Source organism: Microtetraspora niveoalba (genome assembly GCF_001570405.1).
In the GTDB taxonomy this organism is placed as follows: domain Bacteria; phylum Actinomycetota; class Actinomycetes; order Streptosporangiales; family Streptosporangiaceae; genus Microtetraspora; species Microtetraspora niveoalba.
The window spans coordinates 35,248-53,633 of sequence record NZ_BBYM01000027.1 but is presented as its reverse complement, the minus strand read 5'-3'; the positions used below and the strand labels follow the sequence as shown (position 1 = coordinate 53,633).

General features: G+C 72.7%; 16 protein-coding genes. 6 read left to right on the top strand and 10 right to left on the bottom strand.

Annotated elements, in window-relative coordinates:
- Nucleotides 1–47: 47 nt before the first annotated feature.
- A complete protein-coding gene (locus AWQ70_RS25600; protein WP_067180841.1) occupies nt 48–929 on the bottom strand; it encodes a LysR family transcriptional regulator in 882 nt (293 codons plus the stop codon).
- A gap of 103 nt (nt 930–1,032) precedes the next feature.
- Between AWQ70_RS25600 and AWQ70_RS25595 the strand changes: the two genes are divergently transcribed.
- Complete coding sequence (locus AWQ70_RS25595) at nt 1,033–1,977, top strand: threonine ammonia-lyase (protein ID WP_067180968.1); 945 nt, start codon at nt 1,033–1,035, stop codon at nt 1,975–1,977.
- Nucleotides 1,978–1,988: 11 nt separating this feature from the next.
- On the opposite strand, the gene AWQ70_RS25590 is transcribed toward AWQ70_RS25595, so the two are convergent.
- From AWQ70_RS25590 to AWQ70_RS25565, 6 genes are all read right to left on the bottom strand, one after another.
- Nucleotides 1,989–2,738 (bottom strand): hypothetical protein, encoded by a 750-nt coding sequence (locus tag AWQ70_RS25590; RefSeq protein WP_067180838.1) that lies wholly within the window; start codon nt 2,736–2,738, stop codon nt 1,989–1,991.
- A gap of 15 nt (nt 2,739–2,753) precedes the next feature.
- Complete coding sequence (locus AWQ70_RS25585) at nt 2,754–4,589, bottom strand: substrate-binding and VWA domain-containing protein (RefSeq protein ID WP_067180834.1); 1,836 nt, start codon at nt 4,587–4,589, stop codon at nt 2,754–2,756.
- A gap of 141 nt (nt 4,590–4,730) precedes the next feature.
- Complete coding sequence (locus AWQ70_RS25580) at nt 4,731–5,312, bottom strand: TetR/AcrR family transcriptional regulator (RefSeq protein WP_067180830.1); 582 nt, start codon at nt 5,310–5,312, stop codon at nt 4,731–4,733.
- A gap of 28 nt (nt 5,313–5,340) precedes the next feature.
- Nucleotides 5,341–7,677, bottom strand: a complete 2,337-nt coding sequence (locus tag AWQ70_RS25575) for a YhgE/Pip domain-containing protein (protein ID WP_067180825.1) — start codon at nt 7,675–7,677, stop codon at nt 5,341–5,343.
- 59 nt (nt 7,678–7,736) lie between these two features.
- Nucleotides 7,737–8,387 (bottom strand): ATP-binding cassette domain-containing protein, encoded by a 651-nt coding sequence (locus tag AWQ70_RS25570; protein ID WP_169808741.1) that lies wholly within the window; start codon nt 8,385–8,387, stop codon nt 7,737–7,739.
- 136 nt (nt 8,388–8,523) lie between these two features.
- Complete coding sequence (locus AWQ70_RS25565; RefSeq protein WP_067180817.1) at nt 8,524–9,864, bottom strand: M20/M25/M40 family metallo-hydrolase; 1,341 nt, start codon at nt 9,862–9,864, stop codon at nt 8,524–8,526.
- A 248-nt stretch (nt 9,865–10,112) separates the two neighbouring features.
- Here AWQ70_RS25565 and AWQ70_RS25560 point away from each other — a divergent pair, with 248 nt between their 5' ends.
- Nucleotides 10,113–11,495 (top strand): aspartate aminotransferase family protein, encoded by a 1,383-nt coding sequence (locus AWQ70_RS25560; RefSeq protein WP_067180815.1) that lies wholly within the window; start codon nt 10,113–10,115, stop codon nt 11,493–11,495.
- A 45-nt stretch (nt 11,496–11,540) separates the two neighbouring features.
- Complete coding sequence (gene ald / locus AWQ70_RS25555; RefSeq protein WP_067180812.1) at nt 11,541–12,656, top strand: alanine dehydrogenase; 1,116 nt, start codon at nt 11,541–11,543, stop codon at nt 12,654–12,656.
- Between the two features lie 68 nt (nt 12,657–12,724).
- Here ald and AWQ70_RS25550 read toward each other — a convergent pair whose 3' ends face one another.
- Together AWQ70_RS25550 and AWQ70_RS25545 are read right to left on the bottom strand one after the other, a co-directional pair.
- Entirely contained in the window at nt 12,725–13,894 is a 1,170-nt protein-coding gene (locus AWQ70_RS25550; protein WP_067180809.1) for a sulfite exporter TauE/SafE family protein, read from the bottom strand.
- A 2-nt stretch (nt 13,895–13,896) separates the two neighbouring features.
- Nucleotides 13,897–14,097, bottom strand: coding sequence for a hypothetical protein (locus tag AWQ70_RS25545; protein WP_067180806.1), 201 nt, complete (start codon nt 14,095–14,097; stop codon nt 13,897–13,899).
- A 401-nt stretch (nt 14,098–14,498) separates the two neighbouring features.
- Here AWQ70_RS25545 and AWQ70_RS25540 point away from each other — a divergent pair, with 401 nt between their 5' ends.
- The 3 genes from AWQ70_RS25540 to AWQ70_RS25530 all read left to right on the top strand — a co-directional run bounded on the left by AWQ70_RS25540 (nt 14,499) and on the right by AWQ70_RS25530 (nt 17,744).
- Nucleotides 14,499–15,125, top strand: coding sequence for a hypothetical protein (locus AWQ70_RS25540; protein ID WP_067180803.1), 627 nt, complete (start codon nt 14,499–14,501; stop codon nt 15,123–15,125).
- A 158-nt stretch (nt 15,126–15,283) separates the two neighbouring features.
- Nucleotides 15,284–17,047 carry a sensor histidine kinase gene (locus tag AWQ70_RS25535; RefSeq protein ID WP_157530375.1) on the top strand — a complete coding sequence of 588 codons (1,764 nt, stop codon included), beginning with the start codon at nt 15,284–15,286 and terminating at the stop codon, nt 17,045–17,047.
- 31 nt (nt 17,048–17,078) lie between these two features.
- The gene (locus AWQ70_RS25530; RefSeq protein ID WP_067180797.1) at nt 17,079–17,744 is read left to right on the top strand and encodes a response regulator transcription factor; all 666 of its coding nucleotides are present in this window, start codon (nt 17,079–17,081) and stop codon (nt 17,742–17,744) included.
- Here the strand turns inward: AWQ70_RS25530 and AWQ70_RS25525 are convergent.
- Nucleotides 17,698–18,345: a phosphatase PAP2 family protein gene (locus AWQ70_RS25525; protein WP_067180794.1), complete on the bottom strand. Its 648-nt coding sequence runs from the start codon at nt 18,343–18,345 to the stop codon at nt 17,698–17,700. The two genes, AWQ70_RS25530 and AWQ70_RS25525, sit on opposite strands and share 47 nt — an antisense overlap.
- Nucleotides 18,346–18,386 lie beyond the last annotated feature (41 nt).

The following is an 18,386-nucleotide window of genomic DNA, read 5'->3' as shown; positions in this document are numbered from 1 at the left end:
CCCGGCGACATCCGGTTTTCCCACCCCTCGAGACGCCCCTCGGCCCGTCACGGCTCAGCCGGGAGCGTCAAAGCGGTCAGGAGGGCGGTGGTGGCCGGCGGGTCGGGCGGCTCGCCGTATGTCGCGGCGAAGACGCGCCGGGCCGACCCCGGCAGCTCGGCCGCCCGGATCCCGGGAGAACGATGCGCGGACAGCGCCAGCGCGGGAAGTACGGCGACGCCGAGGCCGGCCGCCACCATCGCCTGAACGGCGACGTAGTCGTCAGTGGTGAACGATACGCGTGGCTCGAACCCCGCCCGCGAACAGAGGTCGAGCAGGTGGGACCGGCAACGGTCGCAGCCCGCGATCCAGCGCGAACGCGCGTGCGCGCCGACGCCCTTCGCAGTCGTGTCCGCCGTGCCGGCCGGGGTGATGAGGCAGCTCGGGTCGTCGAAGAGACGCGTGAGCCGGATCCCGTCGTCCTCGGGGCCGGTCTCCTCGTAGCGGAAGATCACGGCGACGTCGACGTCGCCGGCGCGGAGCATTCGCAACGCCTCCGGCGGCTCGGCCTCCGCGAGCCGCAGGTCCAGCCCCGGGTGCTCGTCGGCGAGCCGGACCGCCGCCGCCGGAACGAAGGTGCCGAGAGCGGACGGGAAGGCGGCCAGCCGCACCCGGCCGGCGCGGAGCCCGACATGGCTGTCGAGCTCCGCTTCGGCGGACTCGATACGGCCGAGGATCTCCGCCGCGCGTTCGGCCAGCAGCCGACCGGCCTCGGTCAGCCGGATGCCGCGGCCGACCCGCTGGACCAGTTTCGCCCCGGTCTCCGCCTCCAGCCGGGCGAGGTGATGGCTCACCGAGGGCTGCGAGTAGTGCAGTTCGCGCGCCGCGGCTGTGACGGAGCCCCGCGCCGCGACCGCGACCAGCACCCGGAGCCGTACGGGATCGAGCATCGTCGCCCTCTCGCCGATCCAATGGAAATATCACCCCTTTCTATATGAAACCGCGAAAATCTCTGTTGGACTGATGAATGCCGGACCCGCGACGCTGGAGCGCATGACAGATCTTCGCGATGTCCTGCGCGCTCGGACGCTCCTGGCTCCGCACCTGCCCGAGACGCCGATGTGGTCCTATCCCGTGCTGAACGCGGTCGCCGGGGCCGAGGTGCACGTCAAGCACGAGAACGTCCAGCCGACCGGCGCGTTCAAGGTGCGCGGCGGCATCACGCTGCTGGCCGGGATGGCGGACCGGTCGAGCGGCGTGCTGACGTACTCGACCGGGAACCACGCCCAGTCCGTGGCGTACGCCGCGCGGCTGTTCGGCGTGCCCTGCTCCATCGTGATGCCGGAGAACCCCAACCCGGCCAAGGTCACGGCAGTGGAGGCCCTCGGCGCGACCGTCGAGATCGCCGGGGCGAGCATGGTGGAGGCGGCGGACCACGCGCGGGAGAGCGCCGCGCGGCAGGGAATGCGGCTGATCGGCCCGGCGGACGAGCCGGACATCATCGCCGGGGTCGGCACGCTCTACCTGGAGATCCTCGCCCTACGGCCCGACCTGGACGCGATCTTCGTTCCGGTCGGGTCGGGCACCGGCGCGGCCGCCGCCTGCGTCGTGGCCCGGGCCCTCGCGCCCGGTTGCCGGGTCATCGCGGTCCAGTCGGCGCAGGCGCCCGCGGCGTACGACTCCTGGCGTCTCGGCGAGCCGGTCCGGCGGCCGGTGAAGACGACGGTCGAGGGGCTGGCCACGGGGACGGCCTTCGCCCTGCCCCAGGACATCATGCGCGAGAGCCTGTCGGACTTCACGCTGGTCGGTGACGACGACATCCACGCGGCGCAGCGCCTGCTGGTCACCCACGCCCACACCCTGTCCGAGGGAGCGGGAGCCGCGGCGCTGGCCGGGCTGCTCGCCCGGCGCGACGAGTTCGCCGGAAGCAGGGTCGCCGTGGTCTGCACCGGGGCCAACGCGGGCCCCGCCGAGCTCGCCCGCCTGCTGCCGAATTGACCGAGATCGCGCTAGGCGAGGTCGTCGCGGGTGGCCTCCTCGACCTCGCGGAGGCTCTGCCGGGTGAGCTCCAGCTCGGAGGTCAGCTCGTCGAGCGCGGCCCGGCCGCTGTCCACCGCCGAGGTGGCGGTCATCGCCGACACCTCGACCGCCCGCGCCACCAGGCCCTCCAGGCTGATCGCGCCGGACTCCAGGCGGGCCAGCACCCGGCCGCGCGCCGCCGTCAGCCGGTCGACCACCTCCTGCTGCGCGTTCAGCGCGGCGATCGACCGGTCCAGCTCGCCCGCGACGTCCGGCCCGGCGGCCCGGCGGGCCCGGTCGAGCCGGGCGCGCTCCTGGCCGAGGAACCGCGGGTCGAACCGGGCCAGCGCCGAGCCGGTCACCGACGCCTGGCCGGCCAGCCGCCGCAGCGTCGCCACGGTGTCGTTCACCTGCGGCGTCATCGCGGCGATCCGGTCGAGCAGGATCTGGCCGCGCATCGAGGCGGTCAGTTCGGCGAAGGAGCGGGCCGCCCGTTCGGCCCGGCGCAGCCACCCCTCCTCCGCGCTGCCCTTGGCCACCGGCGGCGGCTCCGGATCCGAGGGGCGGCGCTCGCCCCCGGTGGACACCCAGGCGGAGGCGAACGCCTTGGCCAGCCACACCGCGATCCCGACGGCCGCCGAGGCGGCCGGGTGGACGTCGACGGCCCAGGCCGCCCCGCCCGCGGTGACGCCGAGGAGGAGCCCCCAGGGGTCGCGGAGCTCGTCGGTGAAACGGGACACGGGAGCGCTCCTGCCTCAGAAGTTGGAGATCACGGCGGTGAAGACCTCGTCGATGCTCCCGGGCTTGCGGGAGTCGTAGGCCGCGGCGTCCGTGGTCTGGGAGATCTTCTTCAGCGTCTCCAGATCGGCGTCCGCGCCGTACGCGATCGTGAACACCCGGACCGTCTCCTGCCCCCGCTCCTTGCTCAGCCTCGACATGAGCGTGTTCAGCGAGATGGAGTTGTTGTCCTCGTTCTTGCCGTCGGTCAGGAAGACCACGGCGTTGATCGCGTCGCCGTCCCGCCGGGACAGCACGTGCTGGTACGACGCGAGCGTCGTGTCGTACAGGCCGGTGCCGCCGTCGGGGATGAGGCCGTTCAGCCGCTCCTTCAGGGCAGCGGCGTTGTTCCTGCCCATCGGGACGAGTTCGAGGTGGTCCTTGTTGCCGTCCTGCTTGAGCGAGAACATCCACAGGCCGACCCGGTCGTTCGGGCCGAACTGGGGCAGCGCGTTGATCGCGGCCTCGCGGGCGAGGTCGAGCTTGGTCTTGCCGGTCCCGGCCACATCGGCGCCCATCGAGCCGGAGGTGTCCATCACGATCAGCACGTTGGCGGGCTTGCGCAGCTCGGCCCAGCTCTTCAGCGTTCTGTCCAGCACGTTCGGGATCGGGACGCTGAGCGTGGTGGCGGGCTGCTTCGGGTCGAGCCCGTTCGCGGCCGTGATCAGCTCGCCCGCCTTGCCGTCGGCGGCGCGGAAGGCATACGACGCGAACTCCTTCTGCTGCTCGTCCTCGTGGAGGAACTTCAGGAAGTCCTGCGCGGCGGCGCGCTTGTCGTCCCCGGCCCACGACAACACCGCGTACGGGTTGTCGGAGAAGAGCGTGCCCTCCTTGGGATAGATCGCCACCAGCGGCACCTTCGGCTTCGGGTGGTCGCCGAGCGTCTTCGGGTCACCGCTCGGGTTGCCCTGGTTGTAGTCCCAGACCGACTTTTCCTCGACGGTCACCGCGGAGATGTACGACATCGCGGTGCCCTGGTCGTCGGCGTGCTGGAGGTTCGCGAGGAAGGTCAGCGTGGTGTCGCCGTAGTGGACGATCGACCGCTCGACACCCTGGACGAACCGCCGCGTCTTGGGGTCGCCGATGTTCTTCTCCGACAGGTCGCCGGAGAGGCCGGTGGCCGCGAAGTACGCCCCGACCGTCGCGTTCAGCCCGGCGGTCGAGAAGTTGGGGTTGGTCTTGCCGAGCCGGAACCGGCCCCACTCTGGGTGGCCGTACTTCGCCCAGCCCTTGGGGTCGTTCGCGAGTTCGAGGATGTCGGACCAGCCGAGCTTCTTGCCCGGCCAGCCGAGCGCCTGCGCCATCGGCTTGGGCATGGCGATGACGAGCGGCGTCGTGGCGATCGACGGGTTGTCCCCGGTGACGATCTGCCCCCGGTCCGTGCCCTCGGTGCGCTGCCGCAGCAGGGTGATCCACCCGGTGCCGGCCGGGGACCAGACGTCCGGCTTGGGACCGTCCTGCTCGGTGTCCCAGCCGCGCGCGAGGGCCTGCATCGCGCCGCCCGACGGCTTGGACGCGACCACGACGTCCACGCAGCGGCCGTTCACCTCGCGGCCGTTGTAGCGGTTCGCCATCTTCCTGAGCAGCTCGGCCTTCTCGCTGGACGCGGCGACCGTCACGGTCGTGCCGCCGTCGCCGCAGGCGAGCTTCTGGCCCGTGGCGTCGCCGTCGCCGCCGGAGTCGCCGCCGAACCCGAGGTTCACGCCTCCACCGAAGAAGAGCTTCAGTCCGACGATCAGGGCGCCCGCGAGGATGATCGCGACGATGAACGGAGCGAAGCTGCGACGTCGCCTCGGCTGCTGGGACTGGTACACGCGTCCTCCGGGGGAAGGCGGGGCACGACCTCGATCCGGCCGCTGAGATCGTTATTTATCCTGACGAACGGCGAACAACGTTAGTTGCAGATCGTCTCGGACGGCTAACCCGCTTCGACCGATTTGGTCACCGGATGATGTTCACGCGCCGGCCACCCGGCCGTGGATCAGCTCGACCAGCGTGGCGTGGACCTCCTCCACCGGACGGTCCGGGCGCAGCGCCCGCCGCTCGATCGACACCGTCAGCACCATGCCGAACAGCGCGGTCGCGGCGGTCCCGGTGTCGAATCCCGCGCGCAGTTCCCCGGCGGCGACCGCGTCCGCGAGGACCCGCTCGTAGACGCCGAGCGCGCCCTCCCGGAGCCGCACGACCGCGTCCTGCCAGGCCGTGCGCCACATCTCGCCGAAGAGCACCCGGGCGAACGGCCCGTACTCGTCGAAGAACCGGAGCTGCGCCAGCACCACCGCGTCGAGCCGGGCCAGCGGGGAGGCGCCGGTGGGACCTTCGGCGGCCTCCGCCAGGGAGAGGGCGAGCCGCTGGATCCCGTGGTCGAGCAGGGCGGCGAACAGCGCGTCCTTGCTGCCGAAGTTGTAGAACACGGTGCCCTTGGCCACGCCCGCCCGCTCGGCGATCGCGTCCACCGTCGTCCCGGCGAACCCCTGCTCGGCGATCAGCTCGACCGCCGCCCGGAAGAGGCGGCTCCTGGTGTCCTCGCGGCTCACGGCGTCTCCTCACAGCTCACGGAGGGGGTCACAGGGCCAGCTCCGGCTTGAGCCTGCGCATGGTCCAGGTGCGGCCCCCGCGTACGGCGAGCATGGTCAGCGCGAGGCCGCCGGCGACGAAGGCGGAAAGCACGCCGCAAGCCTGCCACACCACGAGCGTGTCGCCGCCACTGATCAACCGGCGCATCCCCGCCACCACCCAGCTCATCGGCAACCACGGCGAGATGGTCTGGAAGAACCCGGGCGAGGTCTCGATCGGGTACGTCCCGGCGGCCGAGGTGAGCTGCAACATCAGCAGCGCCAGCACCACCACCCGGCCGGGCGGCCCGGCCAGCGCGTTCACCGCCTGCACGATCGCGAGGAACGCCGCCACCGTGAGCAGCAGGAACGCGGCCGCCCCCGCCCAGCGCTCCGCCTCCATGCCCAGGCCGAACCGCAGCACGGCGAGCAGCACCGCGACCTGCAGCGCCCCCATCGCCACGCCGGGCAGCCAGCCCGCGAGGGCGGTGCGCCAGGCGGGCGCGGAGCCGGCGAGCAGCCGGGGGTTGAGCGGCCGCAGCACCATGTACGTCACCATCGCCCCGACCCACAGCGCCAGCGGCACGAAGAACGGCGCGAAACCGGTCCCGTAGTTCGGCACCTCGTTGTCCACCTCGGTGGCCAGCCGCACCGGGTCGCTCATCACGTCCGTACGGCCGCCGCGGTCGGCGGCGTCGTAGGACGGGATCCGGGCCGCGCCGTCGCCGAGCCTCGCGGCCAGTTCGCCGGAGCCGTCGGTCAGCTCGCCCAGCCCGGAGCCGAGCTTCCCGGCGCCGCCGCGCAACTCGCCGATGCCGTCGCCGAGCTTGCCCGCGCCCGAGGCGAGCGTGCCGAGCCCGGCGGTGAGCCGCTCCGCGCCGCCGTCCAGCTTGCGCAGGCCGTCCGACAGGGTCCCGGCGCCGCCGCGCAGCTCGCCGATGCCACCCGCGAGCGAGGTCGCCCCCTTCAGCGCCTCGCCGGTGCCGTCGTGCAGGTCGGAGGCGCCCTTGGCGAGCCGCTTGAGCCCGGCGTCCAGCGTGTTGAAGTCGCCCCTGGCCTTGTCCAGCCTGTTCCCGAGCGCGGGCGCGGCCTCGGCGAGCGCGCGGGCGTCGGACGCGAGGGCGCGCGCCTTGCGGGCGAGGTCGTCCACCGCGCCGGACTGCGCCGCGACCTTGTCCCGCAGCCGCCCGGCTGTACCGGCCAGCTCGCCCGCCGAGCCGGACGCGCGGCCCACGAGGGAACGCAGCTCCGGGTCCGCGTCGGGATGCGCGTCCAGCCATCGCTCGACGGCCCGCAGGTCGCGCTGCGCCGCCCCGGCCTGGTTCCGCACGGCGTCGGGCAGGTCGCCGAGCGCGTTCGCGATCGTGTCGGCGCCCTCGGCGACCGCCAGCGCCGCCGACCTGATGGCGGGGCCGTTCTCCTTGAGGATCGGCGCGTACTTGTCCGCCGCCTGGTTGATCGTCGGGGCCAGCGCGTGCACGTTCTCGTACGCCTGCCGGTTGCCCTCGGCGAGCTTCGCCGCGCCCTTGTCGAGGGCCGACAGGCCGCCGCGCAGGTCGGCCGCGCCCTTGCCGGCCGTCGCGAGGCCCCCCGCCAGCTTGGTGGAGCCCTTGTACGCCTCGTCCAGGCCGCGGGCGAGCGTGCCCGAGCCGTCCAGCAGCGTGGTCGCGCCGGTGGAGAGCTTGCGCACGGCGGTCTGGGCGGTGCCGAGGCCCTTGTCCAGCTTGATCGCGCCCTTCTGGGCGCTCGCCGAGCCGTCGTGGAGCTTGTCCGCGCCGTCCGCGGCCTTCGCGGTGGCGTCGTGCAGGTCGGCGAAGGACAGGAAGATCTGGTCGAGGTACCCCTTCACGGCGGTGCGCCCGGCCGCCGCCTTCACCTCGTCGAAGACGGCGTCGGAGATGGTCCGCATGATGTAGCTGCGCCCGGTGTCCACGCGTACGCCGAGCAGGGCGGGACGGGGCCGCCCGTCGCCGGAGGGCGAGGTGAGGTTCGCGCTGAAGTCGCGCGGGATCGTCAGCGACAGGTAGTAGGTGCCGTCGCGCATGCCCTGGTCGGCTCCGGCGGCGTCGGTCCGGTGCCAGGAGAAGACCTCGCGCTCCTGCAGTTCGCGGGCCAGGTCGCCGCCCGCGTCCACGGTCTTGCCGTCCGCCGTCGCCGCCCGGTCCTCCACGACGAGGGCGACGGGGATGTTCTTCAGGTTGCCCTGCGGGTCCCAGAACGACCACAGGTACAGCCCCGCGTACAGCAGCGGCAGCATGACGACGCCCGCCAGCGCGACCCGGGTCAGCCGGGACCGGGTGAACCGCCGCAGCTCCAGGCGGCCGAGGTGCAGGGGGAGCGGCTTCACGAATGATCCTTCAGGAGAGTTCTGCGGCTTGTTCTGCGGTTTGCGAGGGCGGCGCGGCTTCACGGGAGATCCACGACGGCGTCGGCGTGGCGGACGGCGAGCCCGTGGCCGGTGCAGGAGGCGACGACGGTGAGACCGGCGCCGCACAGGTCGCGCAGGGTCCGCCACAGCTCGTCCGCGCGCGCCTCGGGCAGCCCGAGGTCGAGGTCGTCGACCAGGAGCAGCCCCGGCCGGTCGAGCAGCGCGAGCGCGATCCCGAGGCGTACGGCCTGGTCGCGGGTGAGCGCCCGGGCGAGCGTGCGCTCGCCGCCCGGCAGGGCGGACAGGTCGAGCCCGGCCCGCGCGAGCGCCTCTCCGGCCGCGCGCGACCGCCCCCTCCGCCACGGCGGCCCCCACGGCCCGAGCCTCTCGTGCAGGTGCTCGCGTACGGACAGCGCGCCGTCCAGCTCGTTCACCCCGGAGGTCAGGCCGAGCGCGGCGATCCGCTGGACGCGGCGCGGCGCGGTCTGCCCGCCCACCGAGAGCGCGCCGGAGGTGGGTTTCATCCGGCCGGCGAGGGTCAGCAGGAGGCTGGTGCGCCCGCTGCCCGCCGCTCCGGCGACGGCGGCGAGGCCCGCCGGTTTCGCGGTGAGGGAGACGCCCGAGTAGACGACGCCGTGCCCGCCCTTCAGCGTGAGGTCCTTCGCCACGACCTCGGCTCCAGGGAACACCACGGCCTCCTCGTCGATGAGTGCTTATGAACTGACCGGTCAGTGCAAATCTAAACCAATGGGAAGCCGGATACGAAAACGGCCGTGCGGCCCCGGTGAAGGGGACCGCACGGCCGTGGAATCGCGGGCGCGCCCGTCAGGCGCCGTAGCTCGCCAGGAAGAGCGCCTCGGCGGTGATGACCTTGCGCAGCTCGTCGAGCTCCACCCGCTCGTTCGGGGCGTGGATCGACGCGTCGCCGTCCTCCGCGCCGTACAGCAGGATCTCGGCCTCGGGGAACAGGCCGGACAGCTTCGCGACCAGCGGGATCGAGCCGCCCTGCCCGACGTCGCGCGGCGCGCGGCCGAAGGCGCGCTCCATCGCCGCGTCGATCGCCGCCCGCGCCTTCCCGCCGCCCGCGGCCAGGAAGCCCGAGCCGGTGACGAAGTCGGAGAACGTCACCTGCGCGCCCCACGGCGCGACCTTCTCCAGGAAGCCGGTCACCGCGTCGAGCGCCGCCTTCGCGTCGCCCGCCGCGGGGATCCTGATCGTGACCCGGGCCCGGGCCGCCGGCTGCACCGCGTTGACCGCGCCCGACACGGTCGGCACGTCCAGCCCCGTCACGGTGATTGCGTACGACGCCCAGAGGCGGTCGGCCAGCTCTCCGGAGCCGACCAGCGAGACGCCGTCGAGCACGCCCGCGGTGGCGCGGAACTCGTCCTCGGTCTCGTCCGACCCGCCGTCGAACGTGCCGCGCGGCAGGCCGGGCACACGCACGTCGCCGCGCTCGTCGTGCAGGGCGGACAACATCCGCATCAGCGCGGCGAGGGCGTCGGGGGCGGCGCCGCCGAACGCGCCGCTGTGCACGGCCTCGCGCAGGGTGCGCACCTCGACGGTGAAGGCGGCCATCCCGCGCAGCGACGTCGTCAGAGCCGGCTCGCCCAGGCGCGGGTTGCCGCAGTCGGCGACCACGATCGCGTCGGCCCTCACCAGCTCGGCGTTGGCCTCGACGAAGCTCTCGAGACGCTCCCCGGCGTACTCCTCCTGGCCCTCGACGATGACCTTGACGCCGACCGGGAACTCGCCGCCGAAGGCGCGCAGCGCCGCCACGTGCGCGATCACGCCGCTCTTGTCGTCGGCCGTGCCCCTGCCGTACAGCGCGCCGTCGATCAGGGTCGGCTCGAACGGCGGGGTGCGCCACAGGGCGGGGTCGCCCGCCGGCTGCACGTCGTAGTGCGCATACAGGAGGACGGTGGGCGCGCCGGGCGGGGCGGGGGCCTCCGCGAACACGGCGGGGAAGCTGCCCGCGACCGGCACCTGGCGGACGTGCGGCAGACCCGCCCCGCGCAGCAGTTCCTCGGTCAGGGCGGCGGCGGCGAGCACCGGCTCGTCGGGGTGGCCGGGGAACGCCACGGACGGGATGGCGGCGAGCCGCCGGAGCTCCTCCACGGCCTGCGGCATGCCGGCCTCTACGGCGCTCTCGATCTCTTCTGGTGTCATGCGTTTCCCCTCTCCGACCCCTTCGTCGGACGCTGTTGGCTGCGCCTCATTGCACCACATGCCCGGCGTGTCCCAGCGGTGAGCGAGGTCTGGCTTCTACGGGAATCGCCTGACGGATTTCGTTGTGCTTACATGTCAATATCGCGAAATTCGAGGTTCATGCACAATGAAGCCACGTAATCGCTTGGCATTTGCCGCTTCGGCGTGCAGACTGAAGCGAGCACCAGATCACCCTAGGGAAGGTTGCGATGACGGACCCCGACGTTCTTAAGGCCGCACAGGACAACCTGTGGATGCACTTCACCCGGCACAGCGCGTACCAGGACGCCGAGGTGCCGATGATCGTCAGGGGTGAGGGCGCGTACGTCTACGACATCCACGGCAGGCGCTACCTCGACGGTCTGGCCGGACTCTTCGTCGTCCAGGTCGGCCACGGGCGCGAGGAGCTGGCCGAGGCCGCCGCCAAGCAGGCGCGCGATCTGGCGTTCTTCCCGCTGTGGTCCTACGCCCACCCGAAGGCCGCCGAGCTGGCCCAGCGGCTCGCCGGGCTGACCCCCGGCGACCTCAACCGCGTCTTCTTCACCACCGGCGGCGGCGAGGCCGTCGAGTCGGCCTGGAAGCTGGCCAAGCAGTACTTCAAGATCCAGGGCAAGCCGCTGAAGACCAAGGTCGTCAGCCGCTCCATCGCCTACCACGGCACGCCGCAGGGCGCGCTCTCCATCACCGGCATCCCCGCGCTCAAGCAGGTCTTCGAGCCGCTGGTGCCCGGCGCCATCAAGGTGCCCAACACCAACATCTACCGCGCCGACGAGATCACCGGCTTCGCCGGCTCGGACAAGGACCCCGAGGCGTTCGGCCGCTGGGCCGCCGAGGAGGTCGGCCGGGCCATCGAGATGGAGGGCCCCGACACCGTCGCCGCCGTCTTCGTCGAGCCGGTCCAGAACGCCGGCGGCTGCTTCCCGCCGCCGCCCGGATACTTCCGCCGCCTGCGCGAGATCTGCGACCAGTACGACGTGCTCCTCGTCTCCGACGAGGTCATCTGCGCCTTCGGCCGCCTCGGCACGATGTTCGGCGGCCAGAAGTTCGACTACGTGCCCGACATCATCACCTGCGCCAAGGGGCTGACCAGCGGCTACGCCCCCATCGGCGCGATGATCGCCTCCGAGCGGCTGTTCGAGCCGTTCAAGAAGGGCACCGAGACGTTCGCGCACGGCTACACCTTCGGCGGCCACCCGGTCGCCTCGGCGGTCGCCCTGGCCAACCTCGACATCTTCGAGCGCGAGGACCTGCTCGGCCACGTCACCGCCAACGAGCCGGTCTTCCGTGCCACCCTGGAGAAGCTGCTCGACCTGCCGATCGTCGGCGACGTCCGCGGCTCGGGCTACTTCTACGGGATCGAGCTCGTCAAGGACAAGTCGACGAAGGCGACGTTCGACGACGACGAGTCGGAGCGGCTGCTGCGCGGCTTCCTCTCCAAGGCCCTCTACGACGCGGGCCTCTACTGCCGCGCCGACGACCGGGGCGACCCGGTGGTCCAGCTCGCGCCGCCGCTGATCTGCGGACCCAAGGAATTCGACGAGATCGAGGGGATCCTCCGCTCGGTGCTCACGGAGGCCTGGGCCCGGCTGTGAAAGCGTGACCCGTGAAGGGAAACCGCGCATGAAGGGAAACCGCCCATGAAAATCGGAGTGCCTGCCGAGGTCAAGAACCACGAGTACCGCGTCGCTGCGACCCCCGCGGGAGTTCACGAACTCGTCCGCCACGGTCACGACGTCCACGTACAGCGTGGTGCCGGCCTCGGCTCGCACATCACCGACGAGGAGTACCTCGCCGCTGGTGCCAAGATCCTGGACACCGCCGACGCCGTCTGGGGCGAGTCGGAGATGATCCTCAAGGTCAAGGAACCGATAGCGGAGGAGTACCACCGTCTCCGCGAGGACCAGGTGCTCTTCACGTACCTGCACCTCGCCGCCTCCCGCTCCTGCACCGACGCGCTGCTGTCGTCGAAGACGACCGCCATCGCGTACGAGACGGTGCAGGTCGGGAACGGCCTGCCGCTGCTCGCGCCGATGTCGGAGGTGGCAGGCCGGCTCGCCCCCCAGGTCGGCGCGTACAACCTGATGCGGTTCAACGGCGGGCGGGGCATCCTGCCCGGCGGCGTCCCCGGCGTGGCCCCGGCGAAGGTCGTCGTCATCGGCGGCGGCGTCTCCGGCCTCAACGCCGCCCAGGTCGCCGTGGGCATGGGCGCCGACGTGACCGTCCTCGACATCAGCCTCGACCGGCTCCGTTTCATCGACGCCATCTACCAGGGCCGTCTCAAGACCGTCGTCTCCAGCGTGTACGCCGTCGAGCGGGCGGTGCTGGACGCCGACCTCGTCATCGGCGCGGTCCTCATCCCGGGCGCCAAGGCGCCGACGCTCGTCTCCAACGACCTCGTCTCCCGGATGAAGCCGGGGTCGGTGCTCGTCGACATCGCCATCGACCAGGGCGGCTGCTTCGAGGACTCCCACCCCACCACGCACGCGGACCCGACGTTCCAGGTGCACCGGTCGGTCTTCTACTGCGTGGCCAACATGCCGGGCTCCGTCCCGAACACCTCGACGTACGCCCTGACCAACGCCACCCTTCCCTATGCCGTGAAGCTCGCCGGCCTCGGCTGGCGCGAGGCGCTCCGCGGCGACCCCGCGCTCCGGCTCGGGCTCAACACCCACGCGGGCCGGGTCACCAGCGAGCCGGTGGCGGTCGCGCACGGCCTGCCGCTCACCCGGGTCGCGGAAGTGCTCGCCGCCTGATCCGCGCCTGATCGCTCCTCGCGCGGTGTCTCGGGGGACACCGCGCACGCGGTCAGACGGACCCGCTGTCAGGCGAACCGGATGAATCCGGCGTACATTCCCATGCCGCAGGCATAGCGCAGGTCGCCCGCCGGGCGCGGCGGCAGCCGTACGACGTCCTGGCCGGTCACGGTCAGCACGACGTCACGGCCGTCCACGGTGACGGTGCGGGTGCAGCCGTTGTTGTCGCGCGTGCGGAAGACGATCTCCAAGGGCAGGCCGGCGCGGGCGGTGACGATGCCGGGCCGGAAGCCGCGCTCGGTCGCCCAGATCGTGATCCGCTGCACCCCGCCGGGCCCGGGCGACGCCACGGTGCCCGGCGCGGCGCGTGCCGTGGTGTCCGTCGCGGACTCCGCCGCCGCGAGACCGGTGCCGGGCGCTCCCGGGTCGGGCAGCCACCCGCCCAGCCTGAGGCCGTACGACACCGTGAAGAGACCGGCGACCAGCGCCGCGACCCCGGCCAGGGCGGCCAGCCGGGACGAGGAGAGGCGGCGCAGCAGCAGCCCGAGCACGGCGAGGGCCGGCGCCGTGCCGAGCGCGAACCCGGCCATCGCCGCCGCGCCGGTCAGCGCCGATCCACTGGAGACGGCGGCGACCTCCATGCTGATCGTCACGCCGCAGGGCACGAGCACCGTGCCCGCTCCCAGCACCAGGCCCCGCCGTACGGGTGCGCGGACGCCCCGGCCGGGCGCGAAGGCGTGCTCCCCGTGCTCGTGGCCCCCGCCGCGCTCCGTGTCCTTCACGCGCTCGACATCGCCGAGGCGCTCCCCGGGGGGATCGGTGTGATCGGGACAGTCGTTGGAGCAGGCCGGGGCCCGGCGACGGAGGATGAGCCGGACCGCGTGGAAGACGACCATGAGCCCGGCGCCGACGAGCAGCACCGCCCGCACGGACGCCCCGAGCCGTACGGCCGAGCCCGCCAGGCCGAGCAGCCCGCCGAGCAGCGTGTGGGCGACCAGCCTTCCGGAGAGGAACGCCCCCACCGCCGCGGCGTCGGCCCGCGTCGCGGCCACCCGACCGGCCCCGGACCCGGAGTGTCCTGCCACCTGATCGGCCGGGGGCGGGGACCCTGGGCGCGCGGACGGCCGGGGGCGCCCGGTCAGGGCGACGAGCAGGCCCCCCTGGACCGCCGCGCACGAGGCGGTGCCGGCCGCGAGCCCCGCGGCGAGCCCGCCCGCGAAGAGTGCGGCCGGGCCCACGCTCAGGTGACGAGCGCCAGATCGTCCAGGCTGCCCTGTTTCGCGGCCTCGACGATCGAGCCGAACTGGTCGAGACTCATCTCCACCCGCTGCCCGAAGTCATCGGTGATCACCACCTGGCGCTCCGGCGGCGCGGACGGGTCGACGAAGAGTTCGGGGCAGCCGCAGCTGCAGTTGCCGCAGAAACGCGCGATCGACCTCACGTGCTCCTCCTTGGGGGTGGGCTTCCCGCGCAACGTAACGTGGCCGCCACGAGACGACCAGTAACAGTTGGGTGGCCTCGCCAGGACATCACCCGGCCGCGATCGACGGATCGAGGGCCTCTCGGCCTGTCCTTCCGACGTCTGGTGGTGGTGGCGGCGGTGGCGGTCGTCCCTGCCGGGGTGCGGCTCGGCGGTCGCGGGTGGAACGGCTCCGAGCCTGTCCTTTCCCTCCTTTTCCCGCGCCCTGAGCGGACCGTCCCAGCCTGCCGTCCCGGCGGTGTTTCCCCTCGCTCCGCCGCACTCCAGCCGGTTGTACGCCTTGTCGCACAGAGTTATGCGATCTGACCATGCGTGACTTCGTGCAGCTCTAGGCTGGTGCTCCCCATTTTCTAAGGAGCACCATGAGCCCCCTGGCCGCCTTCCTCGACGAGGCCGATGTGGAACCGGCACAGAGCAGACAGGGCATCTATCTCGTCGCGGCCGCGCTCGTGGAGAACGCTGAAGCCAACCTGCTGAGGACCTTCCTCCGGTCGCTGGTTCAGCAAGAGGACGTCGACCCCAAGCACGGCTTCGGGAGACTGCACGTCTCCAGGATCAAGGACAAGCAGCGCAAGACCCGGATCGTGGCGACCCTCGGGATGTTGCGCGGGATCACCTTCTGGGTCGGCCGTTGTGCCGGATATGGGGATCCCAGGGAGCGCGAGCATGTTCGACGGCTCGTTCTGGACGGCCTGCTGCCGTGGCTGGCCAAAGCGGGAGCCGAACAGATCGTGATCGAGCAGCGAGAGGATGCCGCTCTCCGCGCGGCCGACATGCGAACGGTCGCGCATCTGCGGTCAGCCGGTCAACTGCCGGACATCGCCGTCCACCAGGCGCCGCCGTCCGCGGATCCTCTGCTGTGGGTCGCCGACTCGTGCGCGGCGGCTTGGCGGCGTGCCTTCCTTGAAGACAAGAGCAACTGGTCGAGCTGGTACGAGACGCACACGACCCTCGTCGAGGTCGCGTATGAGAAGCGAAAGGGCCGTTGAACGCGCCGAGCCGGGCTCCCGGCTGTGCGGGGGTTCCCGGCTCCACGACTTCCGCTTCCCGTTGGGAGCGGCTCGATATAAGAGTTATGGATCGCTGTGGAGATGTCAACCGAAAGTGATGAACGGGTGGGTGCCGGGGGCTGGATAGCGTTGCGGGCGTGAAGTGGAGGGTGACGGCGCTCGGGGACGCCCTGCTGTGGGCGGGCCTGTCCCTGCCGCTCCTGTGGGCCGGAACGTCGCTGCTGGCCGAGCCGTACGCCGGGTGGGAGGTGGGGGCGGGGCTGCTCCTCATCGCGGTGGAGGTGGCGGTCGGCCGGTCCCGCCCCCTCGCGGCGTTGCTGCTCGCCGCGCTGGTCTGGGTGGCCTCGGTGGCCTGGCGGGGCGACCCGACGGTGCTGTTCCCGCCGCTGGCGGTGATGAGCTACCTGGCGGGCTCCCGCATGGAGCGGGTCCGGCCCGCGCTGTACGGCATGGCCGGGGCGGCCGGAGCGGCCGCGGTCCTGGTGCCCCTGCTCGGCCGCGACCTCGGCGCCCTGTTCTTCGCGGTCGCGGGGATCGCCGTCTTCGGGCTCGTCCCCTGGCTGGCGGGGCGGGCGCGGCACCAGCACCTGGCCCTGGCCCGGGCCGGATGGGAACGGGCCGAACGGCTGGAGCTGGAGCAGCGCATGGTCGCCGAGCAGGCCCGGCTGCGGGAGCGCAACCGCATCGCCGGAGACATGCACGACCTGCTCGGCCACGAGCTGAGCCTGGTCGCCCTGCGGATCGGCGGCCTCGAGGTCGCGCCGGACCTCGACCCGCGTCATCGCGAGGCGGCGGGGATGGCGCGGACGGCCGTCACCGCGGCGGCGGAACGCCTCCGAGAGATCGTCGAGGTGCTGCGCGACGACTCCGATCCGGGGCCGTCCCACGAGAGCGTCGCGGAGCTGGTCGAGCGCGCCGGGGCGGCCGGGATGCGGGTCGAACTGCACGGCCGGGAGGCGCCCGGCGACGGGACACGGCTGCGGCCCATGCCCGAGCGGGCGCTGCGGCGCGTGGTCCAGGAGGGGCTGACGAACGCGGCCAAACACGCCCCCGGAGCCCCCGTGGCGGTCCGGATCGAGCACACCGCCGGCGAGTCGGTGGTGACCGTGTCCAACCCGCCCGCGTCCGACCCGCCCGTGTCCGACCCGCCCGTGTCCAACCCGCCCGTGACCCGCCCACTCGTGTCCGACCCGCCCGTGACCAGCCCACTCGTGTCCGACCCGCCCGTGCCGAACAGGCCCGGGCCCAAAGCGCCCGTGTCGAACGGGCCGGTGTCCACCCCACCCGAGTTCGAGGCCCCCGCATCGGGTCCGTCCGGTCCGTACGCCTGGGGCGGCCGCGTGACGGGAGGGGGACGCGGGCTCGCGGGGCTGACCGAGCGGGTCCGTCTGTGCGGGGGCAGCCTCACGGCCGGCGTGCGGGACGGCCGGTTCGAGCTGGTCGCCCGGCTGCCGCACACCTCCGGCCCCGCGGCGGTCGCGGCGGTCGCGGAGGCCGCCGCGCCGTCCCGGTCGTCCGTCCACCTGGCCGAGGCGCGCAGGCGGGTCCACCGCAGCCGTTTCGCGGCTGTCGGGGCGGCCCTGGCGATGGTGGCGGCCGGGGTGACGTTCGTGCTCGGATTCATGGTGTGGGACGCGGTCACCTCCGTCCTGCGGCCCGCCGACTTCGACCGGCTGCGGGTCGGGCAGGCGTGGAGCGAGGTCGCCGCCGTGCTGCCGGGCCGTACCCGGATCGACGACCCGGTGTGGCCGGAGCCGCCGGCGCCCGCGGGGGCGGTGTGCCGGTACTACGGCACCCACCCGAACCCGTTCGACGAGCGGCGGTACGAGCTCTACCGGCTGTGCCGCTCGGGAGGGCGGCTGGCGAGCAAGGATTTCCTCCCACACGACCTGGCTTCGTAGAGTTCAGGCGACATTCCGGGGGAGGAGCGCGATGGTCCGAGTGGTGCTGGCCGACGACGAGGCCCTGATCCGGGCGGGGGTCCGCACGGTCCTGTCCGCCGACCCCGGCATCGAGGTCGTCGCCGAGGCGGCGGACGGGCGGACGCTGGTCGAGCTGGTCCGCGCGCACCGGCCGGACGTCGCGCTGGTCGACATCCGGATGCCCGAGCTGGACGGTCTGGCCGCGATCGGCGAGCTGCGCCGGGCCGCCCCCGGCACGGCGGTGCTGGTGATGACGGGTTACGGCCGGGACGCCTACATCGCGCGGGCGCTCGCCGACGGCGCCGCCGGGTTCCTGCTGAAGACGGGCGACCCCCGAGAGTTCGCGATGGGGGTGCGGGCGGCGGCCGAGGGCGGGGCGTACCTGTCACCCCAGGTGGCGCGGCGGGTCGTCGGCGAGCTGGCCGGCGACCTGCTGGCCCGGGGAGCGGCGGCCCGCGAGCGGATCGAGGCGCTCACGGGCCGGGAACGCGAGGTGCTCGCCCTGGCCGGCGCGGGGTTGTCCAACGCGGAGATCGGCCGCCGCCTTCACCTCGCCGAGGGCAGCGTCAAGACGTACATGAGCACGATCCTGGGCCGGCTGGGGGCGCGCAACCGTGTGGAGGCGGCGCTCATCGCCTATGAGGCAGGGCTGACGGACTCGTCCGCGCGTCGCTGAGCAGGACGCGCAGCGGGGGCGTCCGGCGCGCCCATCCGGCGATCGAGGTCACGGGCATGGCCAGGACCAGCATGAGCAGCGGCGCCGCGACGGCGCCGAGCAACATCCCCGCCAGGACGTCGTGCGGGAAGTGGACGCCGACGAAGACCCGGGAGAACGCGCCGAGCACGGCCAGGATCGTCACGTACGGCAGGGTGCGACGCCAGGCGACGACCAGGGCGGCCGCGGCCGCGGCGACGAGCGTCGAGTGGTTGCTCGGCAGCGACCAGTCCCCGAGGGGAGGGCATTCGGCGATGGTGGTGACGCCGGACACGATCCGGCAGGGCCGGTCCTCCCGGATGAACGTCTTGATCACCTCGCTGAACACATAGGCCGTCACCATCGCGACGGGCGCGAGCAGCGCCAGGGCCATCGTGCGGTCGTCCCGCCTCCTGGCCCGCCACCACGCGCCGAGGAAGAGCGCGGCGAAGACGAAGAGCACCGCGTCCGTGCCGACGTCTGCGATGACCTGGAACCAGTGCGGCGTCCTCCCGGCGAAATCGACGATGTCCCGGTACAACTCGGTGCTGACCTCGGGAATGTCATCGAACTGCGGATCCATGTGCTGTTCTCCGTGCCGTAACCGATCGTTAACTGAACACA

Bases quoted from the DNA above. Each gene is read 5' to 3' on its own strand.
- AWQ70_RS25600 (WP_067180841.1), bottom strand. From the start codon at position 929: ATGCTCGATCCCGTACGGCTCCGGGTGCTGGTCGCGGTCGCGGCGCGG.
- AWQ70_RS25595 (WP_067180968.1), top strand. From the start codon at position 1,033: ATGACAGATCTTCGCGATGTCCTGCGCGCTCGGACGCTCCTGGCTCCG.
- AWQ70_RS25565 (WP_067180817.1), bottom strand. From the start codon at position 9,864: ATGACACCAGAAGAGATCGAGAGCGCCGTAGAGGCCGGCATGCCGCAG.
- AWQ70_RS25560 (WP_067180815.1), top strand. From the start codon at position 10,113: ATGACGGACCCCGACGTTCTTAAGGCCGCACAGGACAACCTGTGGATG.
- ald (WP_067180812.1), top strand. From the start codon at position 11,541: ATGAAAATCGGAGTGCCTGCCGAGGTCAAGAACCACGAGTACCGCGTC.
- AWQ70_RS25540 (WP_067180803.1), top strand. From the start codon at position 14,499: ATGAGCCCCCTGGCCGCCTTCCTCGACGAGGCCGATGTGGAACCGGCA.
- AWQ70_RS25530 (WP_067180797.1), top strand. From the start codon at position 17,079: ATGGTCCGAGTGGTGCTGGCCGACGACGAGGCCCTGATCCGGGCGGGG.
- AWQ70_RS25525 (WP_067180794.1), bottom strand. From the start codon at position 18,345: ATGGATCCGCAGTTCGATGACATTCCCGAGGTCAGCACCGAGTTGTAC.